The sequence below is a fragment of the Natronospira bacteriovora genome (genome assembly GCF_030848495.1).
GTDB lineage: Bacteria > Pseudomonadota > Gammaproteobacteria > Natronospirales > Natronospiraceae > Natronospira > Natronospira bacteriovora.
In genome coordinates this window covers 309,543-325,801 of record NZ_JAVDDT010000002.1, presented here as the reverse complement: position 1 = coordinate 325,801, position 16,259 = coordinate 309,543, and the positions used below count along the sequence as shown (strand labels likewise).

The following is a 16,259-nucleotide window of genomic DNA, read 5'->3' as shown; positions in this document are numbered from 1 at the left end:
GTGCCATTTGGTGAGGCACAAAAAAACCGGCCCTGATCAGATCAGGGCCGGCGCTACTTGCTTGCCTGGTCGGGCGAAACCGCCCCAGGCCTTACCAGTTTTCCGCGTCGGCGGTTCGTTCACGGGCCGCGGGCTCGGCCTCACCCGCCGTCTGATTGCCCTGCAGATTGTGGTAGGCCCAACGATAGTAGCCACGGGCATTGGCCGTAACCGGCTCGTCCACCAGGCGCAGCTGCGGGATATGCTCTTTCAGGTACTTCTCGAGCACCTGACCGCCACCACCGGTGAGCAGGACGTGGTCATAGCCGGCAACCTGCCACAGGGAGCGGATTTCCACCAGCAGCTTGGTGGCCACTTCACCAAAGACCTGGTCACGCAGGCCGGTAATGTCCACTTCCCGCCCTGAAACGTTGATGCTGCCGTTGATCACCGCCTCATCCAGCGTGTGGGTTTCACATTCCAGGCCATATTGGGTGGCCAAGGCGGAAGAAATGCCGTCGTAACCCACGGAAATGCCGATCGGCACGGTGCGGGTAAAGGCCGGGGCGTAGTCACCATCAATGATGGTGGACAGGTCGCTGGTACGGAAGCCGATGTCGATGATGCCGACACGGCCTTTCATGAGCGGGGAGTCCGTCTGGATTCGGGCCTGCTGGTCCAGCACTTCGGACCAGAAAGTACCCACCGGCTGAGGCACCACTTCGATGTTGTCCAGACGAACGTTGCAGTCAAAGCGGTTGCCGCCGATTTCACGCACGATCTGGTGATCGCCACGCATCAGGTTTACCAGTTCATGCGCCATGTGCATGCGCCCCGGTGGCAGGCCAGTGACCACGTAGAAACTGTTCATGGGATCGGTGCAATAGAGGCTCAGTGCACCGAGGAACAGGATCTTGATGTCATTGCCCTCGGTGCGGGTGGCGGACAGACCGCGATGGGCAATGCGGGAATGGCGAATGGCCAGATCCCCGAGGAAATAGGACTTCCCGCCGACGGTGACACGCAGATCCTCTGTCACGCGCGGCTTGCGAAAGCCGAGGGACATGGGTGTACCAGATCCGCCTTCGCCCACCACCGAGGGGAAGGAATGGCTGTCACGGCCATCAAAGACTTTGACGAAACCGTAACCAAGGTCGAGACCGATGCATCGTTCCACTGCGTAACCCCCTTGGCTCGCTAGTTTGGGTGACTCGGGGGCCTTGTCCGGGGCCCCGACACATTACCTCTGTAGTTTTAGCAGTTTGGGAAGCCCTGATCAATGGATTGGCCGGAAACGAGTGACATTGAATGCCGAATCCCTTTCATTGCCCCCGCTCCCGGTCTGTCGCCTCCATGGCGAGCGCCCTGAAAATGGAGAAAGCCCGCCCGTTCAACCCGGGTTGCGGGCTGTACGGACGGGCGAAAGGTATCCACCCGGTTCCAGGAAGGCTCTGTATCAGATCAGTGATTCCGCTGCCGTGATCGAGCGCAGACGTTCATCACCGAAATCATGCGGATCCAGAGCCTGCTGAATCTGCCAGTTGCCCGCGGACTCACCCTTCTGCGAAGCCAGATCCACCAGCGGGCGCTTGCGATAGGGTTCCCCGCGCGGGTCTTCCACCATCATCAGGACCGGCTTGAGGCGACTGGCGCGGTTGTGGGACACCACGATGCCCTTGGCACCGGTGGTCAGACGAACGACGGTGCCGATGGGGTAAACACCCATGCAGCGAATGAAGCGCTCGATCAGCTCCACGCCGAACTGGGCCCCGGCGGTCTTGCGCAGGCTGGCAAGGGCCTTGTGGGGGGAAATGGGCGGCGAATTGGGCCAGTCACCGGTCATGGCGTCATAGGCATCCACCAGCCCCACCATCAGGGCCATGCGATCGATCTGATTGTCGTGCAGATGCTGGGGATAACCACTGCCATCCAGACGCTCGTGGTGCTGGAGCACGATGGTCTTGACCTGCTCGGACACGCCGCCGGACTGATTGAGCATGCGATGGCCCTGCTCGGCGTGAGAGCGCATCATGTCCCATTCTTCCCGATCCAGAGGGCCATCCTTCATGAGCACCGACTTGGGCATGCGCACCTTGCCGATATCATGCAATAGCGCCCCCATGCCGATGGTCTCGATGTCTTCACGATTCATGCCCTCGTGGCGGGCGAAAATCATGCTCAGCACCGAAGTATTGATGCTGTGCAGGGCCGTGTGCTCGTCCTTGTCCCGCAACTGAATCAGCCACAGGGTGGCTGCCGGATTGATGAGGATGGTGTCGAGCATTTCGGTGACCACGGTGTGCACGCCCTGAATGCTCACATGCTTGCCCAGGCGGGCATCGTCCATCAGCACGTCCAGGTACTGCCGGGTCTTTTCACGGATATCCAGCGCCCGGGCCAGCTCACGCTTGAAGGCACGAAAACGGTGCTCGGCCGGGGGTTCCGCAGCATGGGCGGCGGCGCCCTCGCCCCGATCAAGAACGGCAAGGCGGCGAATCTTCGACTGGAGGTCGGAGCGGGAACGCTCCGGATTCACATAGACGTACTGACAGGTTTCCCGCAGCTGGGCAAGTTCGCGACGGGACTCGACCACGAACCCCTGGAACAGGAAGGGGGATTCCAGCCAGGGGCGATCCAGCTCGGCCACATACATGCCGGTTGAGACGTCCGTTACCCGAAGTTTGCATTTCATACCAGTTTTCTCCAGACGCAAAGCGCGTCAATCCGCGATCGGCTCGCGAAACCTGTCGGACGCACCCCCCCCGGGAATCCTGCAAACCTGGCCTGGGAATCGGTCAGGCGGAAGTTCGCAAGGAGTATAGCATGGGTATCGGCCGCCACTGCCTCGCCTTGATACCGCTACCCCGTGTTCATCCCCACCGGTGCAGTTTTGCCGACCAGCGGGATCAACCCGCCTGGCAACCGACCACCTTGGCTTGATATTAATCAAATCCATCACCCGGGCCATGGCCGACGCCGGGAGGGTCGTCACATCCTGCCGGGCTGCTAAACTGGGATGCGAACGCCAGATGGAAAGCCAACTCCGTCCCGCGACACAAGAAGGCAACAAAGGGAAGCACAATGCCCATCTCCGAGCAGTTCCCCGTGAGCGGCGCCTGGTGGATCGACATCGCCGTCCTCATCGTGGTCGCCATGCTGCTGCTGTTCCTGGCACGAAACACCGCCCACGAGATCCTGATCGGGGCCAGCCGCGCCATCGCGGCCTGGCTGCGCGTCGCCACACGTGCCCTTCAGCTGTGGTCACGTCAGCTGGATCGGGGTGCCCGCCGCGCCACGCTGATCCTGGTTGCCGATCATCAGGCTCGCCTGGCCAGCCGGGAGATCACCGCACTCCGGGCCGAGGTCGACCGTCTGCTGAAACACTTTCCGGACATCAGTGATGCCCTGAGTGAGGACATCCGCCAGATTGAACGGGACTACCAGGAAGCCCCCGAAATGCCGCCACCGCCATCCACCTGGGGAGAACTGGTGGAGCGGGTTTCCAGCATCGAGCAGGGTGCCGACCCGGCATTGAAGGAAACCCTGGCTTCAATTCGCACCAGCATCGAACGGGTTGGCAAGGAGCTGGCCCACGAACACGGGCGCCAGGCCCAGGAGGCCAACCAGACCCTGACCCGCCTGCGGCCTCGCTGGTCTCGCATCGAACGTCATCTGGAAACCCTGGGTGACGGCCTGGAGCGCCTGTCAGGCCGCCTGAATCGCAGCGACCGCAGCATTCGTCGATTCGAAACCGTCCAGAACCAGCGCCGCTCGCTGACTGCTCGCCTGCGCAGCTGGCTGGCGCTGCACTTGTTCGTGGGCGCCACCCTGGCCGGCATCACGGTGCTGGTTGCGCTGGTGAACTACCACCTAGCGGCCAGCCCCCTGCAGGAAGTGGTCGGCTCCACAGCCACCATCGGCCCCTTCGCCGCAGCCGCCCTGATTGCCGTGGTGCTGGTCCTGGCCCAACTGGCCATGGCCACCCTGGTCGCCGACAGTGCCGGACTGACTCGAATGATCGCGAGCATAAGCCGCCTGGGCAGCCGGGCGCGCCAGGGTCTGCTGCTGGTATCCAGCCTGCTGCTGGTAATGCTGGCGGCCAGCGAAGCCAGCCTCGCCCTGCTCCGGGACAGCATTCATCTGGAAGCCGAATGGCTGGCCCGTGAACTGGAAGACGGCATTTCCCGGGGCAGCCCGGAATTGCGCTGGGTACCGTCGCTGGCGCAAATGATCATGGGCTTCGTGCTGCCGCTGACTTTCGTGGTACTCATACCGGCGGTGGAGTCCTTCTTCCAGACCGCACGCATTGTGCTGCTGCTGTCTGGGAGCTGGCTGGCCGGCATGCTCACCATCGTGTTCCGGCTGTTGGCCCGCCTGGTCTCCAGCACCGGACACCTGCTGGCCTATGTCTACGACCTTCTGATTGTCATTCCCCTGAGCCTGGAGCGCCGATTCCGTCGGCGCGAGCCATCGCTGGGTGGAGGCGAGGAATGAATCACCGCCACGCGCGTCACGTCATGATTACGGTCCTGGTCGTGGTTGCCGCACAGCTTGCGGCTTGCGAAGGCAGCCCGGAGACACCCCGACACGACGCGGCCCCACTGACTGCCCTGGTCATCGACCACGCCAGCCTGCCTGGCCACCGACATGCGGATCAACTGGAACAACTTGAGCGGCACTATCTGCAGGCACGCCAGCCGGGTGACCGCCTGCTGCTCGGAACGCGCCCCGGTGACGGGAACGACGAGGTACTGGCCCATCTGGATCTTCCCGACCGCCCTCTCGCCGCCACCCGGCAGTTGCGCCAGCTACGCCACCACCTGGCGGTATCCGGGGAGGATCAGTGGGTGAACCTGGAGCTTGCCCTGCCGCTGGTCGCCGATCGTTTCCGCCGCAGTAGCGGCACCCGCTGCCTCTACCTGGCACTGAATCCGGAGGCAGCCGGCCTGCCTGCTCTGGGCGACCTCCCGGAGGATCGGCTGGCTGGCAGCCGCTGGACGGCCTTCCTGCTGGTACCGGAAAGCAGCAATCCGCATGCAGTCACGCTCTGGACCGAGTACCTGTATTACATGGGCGCGGGGAGAATCATGACCACATCGCTGGCAAACCGTCTCCCCGCTTGCCGCTGATCCAGCCTGCGCCCGAAAGAGCCTCGGCGACTGACCCAAGTGCCCTCATCCCAGCGATTTGCCAATTCCCGGCAAAAAAAAAACACCGGCCAGATGGCCGGTGTTTTTAGAGTGGCGTCCCCACGGGGATTCGAACCCCGGTCGCCGCCGTGAAAGGGCGGTGTCCTAGGCCTCTAGACGATGGGGACGCAGAAACCTTCAATAACTTCTGCAGGCCTAGCTTTTGTTTGGTGGAGCCAGGCGGGATCGAACCGCCGACCTCCTGCATGCCATGCAGGCGCTCTCCCAGCTGAGCTATGGCCCCGAAAATTCTTGCGTTGCCAGCCGTTGCGAACAACCGCTCTCAACGAGGCGCGCATTTTGCAGTAGCCGGGCGGGGCTGTCAAGCGCCTGTCACCCGGCCACCCCGATTTTTTTACTCGGACGCCACGCGTTCGGCAATGAAGGCCAGTGCACGATCAATACGCGCCAGTGTGGTTTCCTTGCCAAGCAGGGACAGGGTTTCATCAATGGGCGGTGATACCGGCCCACCGGACACCGCGACACGAATGGGCTGGGCAACCTTGCCAAGCTTGAGCTCCTGGGCTTCGGCAACCGCATTCACAAGCGCATGAATCTTTTCCGGCTGCCAGTCATCCAGGGCGGCCAGCTCGTCACGCACGGCCTTGAGCGGTGCTTCAGCCACAGGACGAAGATTCTTCTTCGCCGCCTTCTCGTCGAACTCGTCAAACTCACGATAGAAGAACAGGCTGTTGTCCGCCATTTCCACCAGCGTCTTGGCCCGCTCCTGCTGGGAACGCACGATGGCTTCCAGCATCGGCCCCTCTTCCACCTCGCAGCCGCGGGCCTGCAGCAGGGGCTTGAGGGCGACCGCCACCCGGGCCGGTTCGCTGGACTTGATGTAATGCTGGTTCAGCCACAGCAGCTTCTCCGGGTTGAAGGTCGATGCCGAGCGATTCACGTCTTCAATCTCGAAGTGCTCGACCATTTCCTCCCGGCTGAAGATCTCCTGATCCCCATGAGACCACCCAAGACGAACCAGGTAATTGATCAGCGCTTCAGGCAGATACCCCTGTTCCCGATACTGCAGCACACTGACCGCACCGTGCCGCTTGGAGAGCCGCGCACCATCCGCACCCAGGATCATCGGCACATGGGCGTAAACCGGCGGCTCACCACCCAGGGCCTTGATCATGTTGATCTGGCGCGGAGTGTTGTTCAGGTGATCATCACCGCGAATGACATGGGTGATCTTCATATCCATGTCATCCACCACCACCGTGAAGTTGTAGGTGGGGGTACCATCGGAGCGGGCAATGATCAGATCATCCAGCTCGCTGTTGTTGAAGGTCACGGTGCCTCGAACCTGGTCGTCGAAGATGACCGCCCCTTCCTGGGGATTGCGGAAACGAATCACCGGCTCGACCCCCTCGCGGGGCTCGGTGCGCTCACGGCAGCGACCGTCATAACGGGGCTTTTCCTTGCGCGCACGCTGGGCCTCACGCATCTCGTCCAGTTCTTCCCGGGTGCAATAGCAGCGGTAGGCCTTGCCTTCTTCCAGCAGCTTGTCGATCAGCTCCTTGTAACGATCAAATCGCTGGGTCTGGTAGAAGGGGCCTTCGTCATAATCCAGACCCATCCATTCCATGCCATCCAGAATGGCCTGCACCGATTCCTCGGTGGATCGCTCCCGGTCGGTATCTTCGATACGCAGGACGAACTTGCCCTGGTGCTTGCGGGCATGCAGCCAGCAGAACAACGCCGTGCGGGCGCCGCCGATATGCAGAAAACCGGTCGGGCTGGGTGCGAACCGGGTGCGAATGGTCATGCCAATCCTCCAGCGGACAAAAAGGGGGCATTTTAGCAGACAAGCGCCCCACTCCGGCAGCTTGAACTTGCCCCTCATTCACCCCATGGTAAGAGACAGGACGGGTCGAAAGGGCGCACCGCGCCAACCCGGCCGACCACCCCAATACCAAGGAGGCATCATGCAACTTCCCCTCGAGGTTCATTTCCACAACATGGACCACTCCGATGCCCTGGAAGAACGGGCCCGCGAAGCTGCCCAGAAGCTGGAACAGGCCTGCCCGCCCCTGCAATCCTGCCGGGTCTACATCGAAGCCGCCCACCGCACCGAAGGGGCCGGCGACCTCTACGAAGTCCGCATTGACATGCGGGTACCCGGCCATGAACTGGCCGTGCACCACACCCAGAACGAGGCGGACAAGAAGGTCGAGGACGCCCACCAGGCGCTCACCCGCACCTTCAAGGTGGCCGAGAAGCGCCTGCGCGCCTATCTGGACAAGCAGAAAGATTTGAAGAAAGGCCGCGGTGCCAAACCCGGAAGGGCCGAGGCCGACGCCATCCGCGACGAATGATCTGGATCGGGCGCCCCATGCCGCCAGCATGCGGGCGCCCTCGGCCCGCCCCGACCCGGCCGCTCGGCCCTGGCCAAAGCAGCAAAAGCCCTTTGATCCAGCGAAAACCCATTGACAGATGGTCGGCAAACCTTCATATTAGTGTTATCTAATATTTAACAGGAGCCGAAACCATGCGCCCGCAAGTCACCCCCTTCTTTCACGAAGACACCGGCACCTTCTCCTACGTGGTGCGTGCACCCGCAGGCCATGAAGCCGTGGTGATCGACCCCGTGCTGGATTTCGACTACAAAGCGGCGCGAACCTGGACGGAATCGGCCGATCAAATCCTGGATTTTCTGCGCGAAGAACACCTCGCCGTGGACTGGATTCTCGAAACCCATGCCCACGCCGATCACCTCTCCGCCGCCCCCTACCTGGCCAGGGAGCTGGACGCACGGATTGCCATCGGTGATGGTATCCAGCAAGTGCAATCGCATTTCACCAAGGTGTTCAACCTGCCAAACCCCTATCAGCCGCAAGGCGCGGAGTTCGATCACCTGCTCCAAGATGGTGAAGTGTTCAGAACCGCCGGCCTTGATATCGAGGTCATCCATACCCCCGGCCACACCTCGGACAGCAACAGTTTCCGAATCGGGGATGCCGTTTTCGTCGGTGACACCCTGTTCATGCCGGATGGGGGCAGCGCCCGGGCCGACTTCCCCGGCGGCGATGCGGGCATGCTCTACGATTCCATCCAGAAACTGCTCGCCCTGCCACCGGAAACCCGCCTGTTCATGTGTCATGACTACGCACCTGGCGGCCGCGAAGTGCAATGCGAAACCACCGTGGCCGAACAACGGGCACGCAACATTCATGTCGGCCAGGACAGAAGCCGGGAGGACTATGTCCGGCTGAGGAATGAACGGGATGCCACCCTGCCCATGCCCCGACTGATCATTCCCTCGGTACAGATCAACATGCGTGCCGGCAAGCTGCCACCGGCCGAGGACAATGGTGTCAGTTACCTGAAGGTACCGCTGAACCGGCTGGGCAAGGCGCCCGGGCCACGCAGTGGACACGACTGACCCTCTCCAGAGCCACGCAAGCACCCGACGGGTTTCCGGAAGGTGATGACCACGGTCATTACCTTCCTGGCCACCTGAGCGCAGGCTGGGGAAAGCCGGAGCCGGATCGTGCCAGAACGCGGCACATCCCTGATCGGCCCAGGAGGCGTCATGTGGTGGCAGCGGAAACACGGGCTCGATCTGCCCATGAATGACCGGCCCGGGCCTTGACGGGAACTGAAACTGACCCTATATTTATTAGCAGATTCTAATTTAGTGTTAATGGGAGAAACAGCATGGGACGCCTGATTGCCCGATTCAGCATGAAATACCGGTGGTGGGTCTTCGGACTGACCGCCGTGATCACCCTGGTCATGGGGCTGATGATCCCCCGTATCAGCATCGATACGGACCCCGAAAACATGCTCTCGGCGGAGCAGCCGGACCGGGTCGAACACAATCGCATCAAGGATCTGTTCGATCTCTACGACATGATCGTGGTGGGCATCGTCAATACCGATCACCCTCAGGGAATCTTCAATCCAGACTCCCTCACCGCCCTCCATCGGCTGTCAGCAGGCATCGAAGGCATTGACGGGGTCATCAGCCGAGACATGCTCTCCCTGGCCACCGTGGACAATGTGGAGCAGGTGACGCCAGGCACCCTCAGCTTCGACTGGATGATGGACACGCCGCCGGCCAATCAGGCCGAGGCGGACGCCATTCGCAAGGCTGTCGAGCGCCTGCCCATGTTCTACGGCACGCTGGTTTCCGAGGACGGCCGGGCGGCGGGCGTCTATGTTCCCATCGTGGACAAGAACGAAAGCCACCGAATTGCCACGGAAATCCAGGCCATTATCGACACATTGGAAAGTGGTGACGAATTCCACATCACCGGGCAGCCGGTGGCGCAGGATACCTTCGGGGTCGAGATGTTCCAGCAGATGGCCATTTCCGCGCCCCTGGCGGGAATCCTGATCTTCCTGATCATGCTGTATTTCTTCCGCAGCGTTCCGCTGGTCGTGGCTCCCATGCTGCTGGCCATGGCCACGGTGATCTCCACCATGGGCCTGCTCATCGGTCTGGGCTACACCGTTCACATCATGAGCTCCATGATCCCCATCTTCCTGATGCCCATCGCCGTGGTGGCGTCCATCCATGTGCTTTCGGGTTTCACCGACCGCTGCAGCGCGGGCGCCGACACCCAGGCCACCATGGAAGAGGTCATCCAGAGCCTTTACAAACCAGTCATCTTTACGGCCCTGACCACCACCGTGGGCTTCGCGTCATTGATGCTGACGCCGATCCCGCCGGTTCAGGTCTTCGGTGCCTTTGTAGCCGTCGGCGTACTGTTTGCCATGCTGCTGACACTGACCTTCCTGCCCGCCTTCATCGCTGCCCTGCCCCAGAGCACGGTGGATCGCATGGTGGCGCGGGTGAAAAAGCATGAGCGTGAAGGCAAGGGCGCCGACTGCAAGCTCTGTGAATTCATGTCGGCCACTGGCCGCTTCGCCACCCGCCACGCGCGCCCGCTTCTGGTAAGTTTCGCGGCCCTGCTGGCTGTCGCCGTCTTCGGTATCACCCAGATTCAGATCAACGACAACCCGACCCGCTGGTTCAAGCAGGATCACCGCATCCGGGTGGCAGATGCCGTGCTCAATCATCATTTCGCCGGCACCTACGAGGCCTACATCGTCCTTGAGCAGTCCGCGGCCGCGGATCTGGAGCAGAGCCTTCAGGAACGCGCCCAGCCACTGCTCGAGGACGCCCGTGAGGCCGGTCTGTCACTCGATGATCAATGGCAACAGCTGCTGGAAGACGCCCGCGAGGACGACCCCGGTGCAACGCTGGACAACCTGATGTTTGCCCTGGACGACCTGCTCTTCGATGCCCCGGCGGCGGAGCTCGATTACTGGGAGGCCCTGCTGGACGAAGCCGAGTCGGTACGCAGCGAAGCCCTCTACTTCCAGACGCCGGACGGCCTGCATTACATGGCTGAACTGCAGGCCTGGCTGGAAGACAACGGCCATGTGGGCAAATCCAACTCCCTGGCGGACCTGGTTCGCACCATCAATCGTGAACTGGTCAGTGGCCAGGATGAGGATTACCGCATTCCCGATAGCCCGGCGGGTGTGGCCCAGGCCATCCTGAGCTTCCAGGGCTCCCACCGGCCACACGACCTGTGGCACTTCGTCAGCCAGGACTACCGTTCGGCCAATATCTGGCTGCAGTTGCCCAGTGGTGACAACCAGGATATGCAGCGGGTAGTGGATGCCGTGGAACGCTACACCGGCAAGAATCCGCTGCCCGATGGTGTCGAACTCAGCTGGGGTGGCTCCACCTACGTCAATCTGGTCTGGCAGAACGAAATGGTGGAAGGCATGTTGCTGGCCCTGCTCTCAGCCTTCGCCATCGTTCTTCTGATGATGATTGTCCTGTTCCGCTCCCTGCTGTTCGGCATCCTCGCCGTGCTGCCCCTGACGCTGACCATTGCCCTGATCTATGGCGTCATGGGCCTGATCGGCAAGTCCTACGACATGCCGGTAGCGGTACTGTCCTCACTCAGCCTCGGCCTGTCGGTGGACTTCGCTATCCACTTCATCCAGCGCATGCGAGGCGCATTTGATGAGACCGGGAGCTGGCAGCAGGCCATGGACTATGTCTTCGGTGAACCTGCCCGGGCCATTACCCGCAATGCCGTGGTGATCTCCCTGGGCTTCCTGCCCCTGCTGGCCGCCGCTCTGGTGCCCTACATCACGGTTGGCATCTTCCTGGCCAGCATCATGGCGCTGTCGGCCATTGTCACTCTGCTGATGCTGCCGGCCATCCTGCGAACGGCACCGGGCCTGTTCTTCGGCCAGCAAGCCAGGCAGGAAGTGAATGCCAGCGAACAATGAACCTGCATTGAATCCGGGCCGTATTGCCCGAAGGAGAGATGAAATGAAGAACAGACCCCTCAAAAAACTGTGGACTGCCGCCTTTCTGAGCGCGGGCCTGGCCATCAGTGGCATTGGAAAGGGCATGGCAGAACCCCCCTCCGCCATGGATATCGTGGAAAGAGCAAACCAGGCCTCCTTCTACGCGGGTGCTGACGGGCGTGCCGAGGCCCGCATGCGAATCATTGACAGTCGTGGCCGCGAGCAAGTACGTCAGTTCACCCTGCTCCGCAAGAATGGCGAGGAAGGCCGCCAACATTACCTGGTGGTATTCAGTCGCCCATCGGATGTGCGCGGCACGGTCTTTCTCGTGGAAAAGAATCCGGGTGCCGACGACAACCGCTGGCTCTATCTGCCCGGCCTGGACCTAGTTCGCCGCATTGCACCCGGCGACAAGCGCACCAGCTTCGTGGGCTCCCATGTGTACTACGAGGATGTCTCCGGCCGGCATCTGCAAGACGATGAGCATGAGCTGATTGAGACGACGGATGAGTACTTCGTTGTACGCAGCACTCCGAAGGTTCCGGGCAGTGCGGAGTTTGCCCATTTTGATACCTGGATCGATCGCGATACCTACCTGCCCATGAAGAGCGAGTACATGGACGAAAACGGCACGGTTTATCGCCGCATGACCATCGAGGAAGTAGAGGAAATCGACGGCTACCCCACCGGCACCCGCATGCGCATGGAAGACCTGGCCAGCGGCGGGCACACCCTGGTGGAGTTCCGCTTCAGCGCCTATGACATCGGCATCCCGGAATCGGTGTTCAGCGAGCGCTCTCTGCGCAACCCGCCGCGCCAATGGCTGCAGCGGCAGTAAGGCAAGTGATTCAAGGAGCCAGACATGCACAGGCATCAACCTTCCCTCAGAGCCGGCCTTCTGGCCGGCCTCACCCTCCTCGTCTCGCCAGCCCTGCTGGCTGACGACTGGGACGATGACCCGTGGGGTGACGACGACATGAGCCCCGTTTCCTGGTATGGCTTCATCGAGGCCGCCGGTGGCTATCGTGTCCGCGACAATGAGCTGATTGATGACGACATGCCACTCGGCGAAGTTCGCTTCCAGCTCGAGGGCCAATACGATGGCGGCCGGGCGGACTGGCGTTTCAAGCTCGATGGCCTGGCGGATGGCGTGGAGGACAAGATCACCGGCGATGTCCGCGAAGCTCGAGTCATTTTTGCGGCTGGTGATCGCAGCGACGTGCAGCTTGGCCGCCAGATTCTGACCTGGGGTACCGGTGACCTGCTCTTTCTCAATGATCACTTCCCCAAGGACTGGGTGTCCTTCCTCATCGGCCGTGATGATGAGTATCTCAAGGGAACCAGCGATGCCGTTCGGCTCAGCTGGTACGGTGACCGTGTCAATATCGATGCCGTCTGGACTCCTTTCTTTGAGCCAGACACCTACATTGAAGGTATTCGCCTCTCCTACTACGACCCCATGCAGGGTGAGCGTGTTTCAGCTCCGCCCTTGCCACAAGTTGATCGCCCGACACGAACAGTCGATAACGGCGAATTGGCCATGCGCATCCATGGCATGCGCGGTTCACAGGAGTGGGCCGTTTATCTCTATCGCGGGTTCTTCGGCCAGCCCACCGCCTTCAACCCGGATAGCGGGCAGCTGGAGTTTGCCCGGCTCAACAGTCTTGGTGGCAGTCTGCGCGGCCCAATGGGCAGCGGCCTGTATAACCTGGAATTCTCCTGGTACGACTCGGCCGACAACCGGGATGGCGACAACCCCATGCTGCCCAACAGCGAAGCCCGCTTCCTGGCCGGTTATGAGCAGGAGGTGGCTACCAACTTCACGCTGGGCGCCCAGTACTACCTGGAATGGCTTCAGGATCATGACGCCCTCGAAGCCAATTACCAGGGGGACCCGGACACACTGCCCGAGGAGTACCGTCAGGTCATAACCCTGCGCCTGACCCAACGACTCATGCGTGACAATCTCACGATTGGACTGATGAGTTTCTACTCCCCCGACGATGAAGACTGGTTCCTTCGCCCGGCAGTGGATTACCGCTTCAGCGACCAGCTGTTTCTGAATGCCGGTGCCAACCTGTTCGGGGGGAAGAACGAACACACCTTCTATGGCCAGTTCGAGAAGGACTCCAGTGTCTATGTGCGGCTCAAACGAACCTTCTGAGCCGCCTTCACGGCGAGAAAACCCAAGTACATCAACAGAGAGGAAAACATCATGACCGTTAATCAGGCACTTCGACTCATCGCCGGCAGTTTTGTCCTTGCAAGCATCCTGCTGGCTCACTTTCACCATCACTACTGGCTCTTCTTCACGGGCTTCGTGGCCCTGAACCTGATCCAGTCTTCCTTCAGCAACTGGTGCCCGATGATGACCATCCTGCGCAAGGCCGGTCTGCGGGACGCGTAAAGGAATGCCTCGCGCAGAGGCGCTGAGGAAGAGAGACTTGAGGCTTGCTGTGGGAGAGGCTTTCGCCTCGACGAACAAAGCCCCACAGCCAACGAGAGGCATAAACGGGGCCAGGCTGATGGACCAGCCCACCCCATCCAGCAACTGAACAGCCATTGGAGGGAATCACCATGGCACATACCGTCATCATCGGCGCCGGCCTGGCCGGCATGCCTTTGGCCCTTGAGCTGAGAAAGACCCTCGGCCGCAAGGAAAAGATCACCGTGGTCAGTCCCGCCGACCACTTTCAGTTCGTGCCGTCAAACCCCTGGATCGCGGTGGGCTGGCGGGAGCGGCCGAAAACCACGACCCCGCTGGCCCCGCCGCTGAAGAAACGCGGCATTGATCTCAAGGTGGATTCGCTCGCCGCAATCGACCCGGATGCCCAGACCGTCACCCTGAGAGGCGGCGAGACCCTGAATTATGACTACCTGGCCATCACCACCGGTCCGAAGCTGGCGTTTGAGGAAATACCGGGCCTGGGTCCGGAAAATGGCCACAGCCAGTCCATCTGCACCCTGGATCATTCCGAGCACTGCCGGGATAAGTACGAGCAACTGCTGGCCGCCCCCGGTCCCATTGTCATCGGTGCCGCCCAGGGCGCGAGCTGCTTCGGCCCCGCCTATGAGTTTGCCTTCATCCTTGACCGTGATTTGCGCAAGCGCGGTCTGCGCCATCAGGTACCCATCACCTTCGTCACCAGTGAACCCTATATTGGTCACCTGGGCCTGGGTGGCGTGGGCGATTCCAGGGGGCTGCTGGAACATGAACTGCGCCAGCGGGACATTCGCTGGATCTGCAACGCCAAGACAGACAGGCTCGAATCGGGCAAGGTCTTTGTCAGTGAACACGACGATCAGGGTGAAGTCCGTCGCCAGCATGAGATCGATGCCGTCTTCTCCATGATCCTGCCCGCCTTCAAGGGTGTGGATCCGGTGGCCGCCATCGCTGAACTCTGCAACCCCCGGGGCTTCGTGAAGATCGACGAGTTCCAGCGCAATCCAACATGGCCCAACATCTACGCATCCGGCGTCTGCGTGGCCATTCCGCCAGTGGAACAGACTCCCGTCGCCACCGGCGCACCCAAGACCGGCTACATGATCGAGTCCATGAACACGGCCATCGCCGAGAACATCAAGCTCGATCTGGCCGGAGAGCAACCCGAAGCCCGAGCCACCTGGAACGCTCTCTGCCTGGCGGACATGGGCAACACCGGCGCAGCCTTTCTGGCCATGCCCCAGATGCCGCCGCGAAATGTCACCTGGACAAAGAAGGGAAAGTGGGTGCACTGGGCCAAATCCGCCTTCGAATGGTATTTCCTGCGAAAGATGCGAAAGGGCGTTGCCGAACCGGCCTACGAACGGGCCATGCTGCGAATGCTCGGCATTCGCCGGCTGCGGGCGGAACGAAGGAAAGAGGCGGCCTGACGGCGCATGAACACAAGACAGGACAGGCGCCGACTGGCTGATATCAAACCTGCGCAGGCAGACAAGGCCGCGGGGATGCTGAGAACGCTGGCCAACCCCTGTCGGCTGATGATCCTGTGCCAGCTGATCCAGGGCGAGAAAACCGTCTCTGAACTGCATGACAGCCTGACGCGGGGCGAACACAGACTGGGCCAGTCCGCCCTGTCCCAGCATCTGGCACGCCTGCGCCGGGAAAAGCTGGTCACCACCCGACGAGCATCACAGAACATCCACTACCGAATTGCCGACCCCGGCGCCATGGAGGTCATCGGCCGACTGTATGAAATCTACTGCACAACCGACACGGAAGGCCCCGTTCAGCACCTGAGTCGGGCAGAATCCCTTGAAAATTCCCTGCCAACTGGAGGCCAAGATGAAAAAACCAGGCAATGAGGCTGTTGTCGAAGCACTTTCAACGCTTCTGGCCAGCAGCTATACGCTGTATCTGAAAACACACAACTACCACTGGAATGTCACGGGCCCGATGTTCACGACACTCCATACTCTGTTCGAAACCCAGTACACCGAGCTTGCGACCGCCGTCGATGAAATCGCCGAGCGAATCCGTACCACGGGCGCATACGCACCAGGAAGCTATTCGGCGTTCGCCAGACTCAGCACGATCGAGGAGGAAACCGGACAGCCGAAAGCCGAGGAAATGATCCGCACCCTGGTTTCGGATCAGGAAACGATTGCTGACGCCGCCCGGCATCTCATTGAAGCCGCGGAGGCGGCATCGGATCAGGCCAGTGCGGATCTGGCAACCCGGCGTCTGGACATCCATGAGAAGAATGCCTGGATGCTGAGAAGCCATCTGGAATGAGCAGAGGCTCACCCAGGCGCCAGGGGGCCTGGGTGGGGATTGAGCGGGTCACCGACCCGCCTCTCCCTCGCCTT

Annotated in this window: 14 protein-coding genes and 2 tRNA genes; 11 read left to right on the top strand and 5 right to left on the bottom strand. The window is 61.3% G+C overall.

From position 1 onward, the window contains the following. Nucleotides 1-91 precede the first annotated feature (91 nt). Together RBH19_RS04305 and RBH19_RS04300 are read right to left on the bottom strand one after the other, a co-directional pair. Nucleotides 92-1,156 (bottom strand): ParM/StbA family protein, encoded by a 1,065-nt coding sequence (locus RBH19_RS04305; RefSeq protein WP_306727584.1) that lies wholly within the window; start codon nt 1,154-1,156, stop codon nt 92-94. 279 nt (nt 1,157-1,435) lie between these two features. Continuing rightward, entirely contained in the window at nt 1,436-2,671 is a 1,236-nt protein-coding gene (locus RBH19_RS04300; RefSeq protein WP_306727583.1) for a cyclic di-GMP phosphodiesterase, read from the bottom strand. 389 nt (nt 2,672-3,060) lie between these two features. On the opposite strand from RBH19_RS04300, the gene RBH19_RS04295 reads away from it, so the two are divergent. Together RBH19_RS04295 and RBH19_RS04290 are read left to right on the top strand one after the other, a co-directional pair. Further along, the gene (locus RBH19_RS04295; RefSeq protein WP_306727582.1) at nt 3,061-4,473 is read left to right on the top strand and encodes a hypothetical protein; all 1,413 of its coding nucleotides are present in this window, start codon (nt 3,061-3,063) and stop codon (nt 4,471-4,473) included. After that, nucleotides 4,470-5,108: a hypothetical protein gene (locus tag RBH19_RS04290; RefSeq protein ID WP_306727581.1), complete on the top strand. Its 639-nt coding sequence runs from the start codon at nt 4,470-4,472 to the stop codon at nt 5,106-5,108. The genes RBH19_RS04295 and RBH19_RS04290 overlap by 4 nt, the downstream gene beginning before the upstream one ends. 112 nt (nt 5,109-5,220) lie before the next feature. Here RBH19_RS04290 and RBH19_RS04285 read toward each other — a convergent pair. The 3 genes from RBH19_RS04285 to gltX all read right to left on the bottom strand — a co-directional run bounded on the left by RBH19_RS04285 (nt 5,221) and on the right by gltX (nt 6,936). After that, nucleotides 5,221-5,296, bottom strand: a tRNA-Glu gene (locus RBH19_RS04285). 40 nt (nt 5,297-5,336) lie between these two features. Then, nucleotides 5,337-5,412 (bottom strand) — tRNA-Ala (locus RBH19_RS04280). A gap of 111 nt (nt 5,413-5,523) precedes the next feature. Beyond that, nucleotides 5,524-6,936: a glutamate--tRNA ligase gene (gene gltX / locus RBH19_RS04275; RefSeq protein ID WP_306727580.1), complete on the bottom strand. Its 1,413-nt coding sequence runs from the start codon at nt 6,934-6,936 to the stop codon at nt 5,524-5,526. A gap of 160 nt (nt 6,937-7,096) precedes the next feature. Here gltX and RBH19_RS04270 point away from each other — a divergent pair, with 160 nt between their 5' ends. The 9 genes from RBH19_RS04270 to RBH19_RS04230 all read left to right on the top strand — a co-directional run bounded on the left by RBH19_RS04270 (nt 7,097) and on the right by RBH19_RS04230 (nt 16,185). After that, entirely contained in the window at nt 7,097-7,486 is a 390-nt protein-coding gene (locus RBH19_RS04270) for an HPF/RaiA family ribosome-associated protein (protein WP_306727579.1), read from the top strand. A gap of 173 nt (nt 7,487-7,659) precedes the next feature. Continuing rightward, complete coding sequence (locus RBH19_RS04265; protein ID WP_306727578.1) at nt 7,660-8,553, top strand: MBL fold metallo-hydrolase; 894 nt, start codon at nt 7,660-7,662, stop codon at nt 8,551-8,553. Between the two features lie 275 nt (nt 8,554-8,828). Next, nucleotides 8,829-11,429 (top strand): efflux RND transporter permease subunit, encoded by a 2,601-nt coding sequence (locus tag RBH19_RS04260; protein WP_306727577.1) that lies wholly within the window; start codon nt 8,829-8,831, stop codon nt 11,427-11,429. A gap of 43 nt (nt 11,430-11,472) precedes the next feature. Further along, complete coding sequence (locus RBH19_RS04255) at nt 11,473-12,288, top strand: outer membrane lipoprotein-sorting protein (RefSeq protein ID WP_306727576.1); 816 nt, start codon at nt 11,473-11,475, stop codon at nt 12,286-12,288. Between the two features lie 24 nt (nt 12,289-12,312). Beyond that, nucleotides 12,313-13,614: a hypothetical protein gene (locus RBH19_RS04250; RefSeq protein ID WP_306727575.1), complete on the top strand. Its 1,302-nt coding sequence runs from the start codon at nt 12,313-12,315 to the stop codon at nt 13,612-13,614. Nucleotides 13,615-13,665: 51 nt separating this feature from the next. Beyond that, nucleotides 13,666-13,857 (top strand): YgaP family membrane protein, encoded by a 192-nt coding sequence (locus RBH19_RS04245; protein WP_306727574.1) that lies wholly within the window; start codon nt 13,666-13,668, stop codon nt 13,855-13,857. Nucleotides 13,858-14,027: 170 nt separating this feature from the next. After that, complete coding sequence (locus RBH19_RS04240) at nt 14,028-15,323, top strand: NAD(P)/FAD-dependent oxidoreductase (protein WP_306727573.1); 1,296 nt, start codon at nt 14,028-14,030, stop codon at nt 15,321-15,323. Between the two features lie 6 nt (nt 15,324-15,329). After that, entirely contained in the window at nt 15,330-15,755 is a 426-nt protein-coding gene (locus RBH19_RS04235) for an ArsR/SmtB family transcription factor (RefSeq protein WP_306727572.1), read from the top strand. Further along, nucleotides 15,736-16,185, top strand: a complete 450-nt coding sequence (locus RBH19_RS04230; RefSeq protein ID WP_306727571.1) for a Dps family protein — start codon at nt 15,736-15,738, stop codon at nt 16,183-16,185. Before RBH19_RS04235 ends, RBH19_RS04230 begins: the two co-directional genes overlap by 20 nt. Nucleotides 16,186-16,259 lie beyond the last annotated feature (74 nt).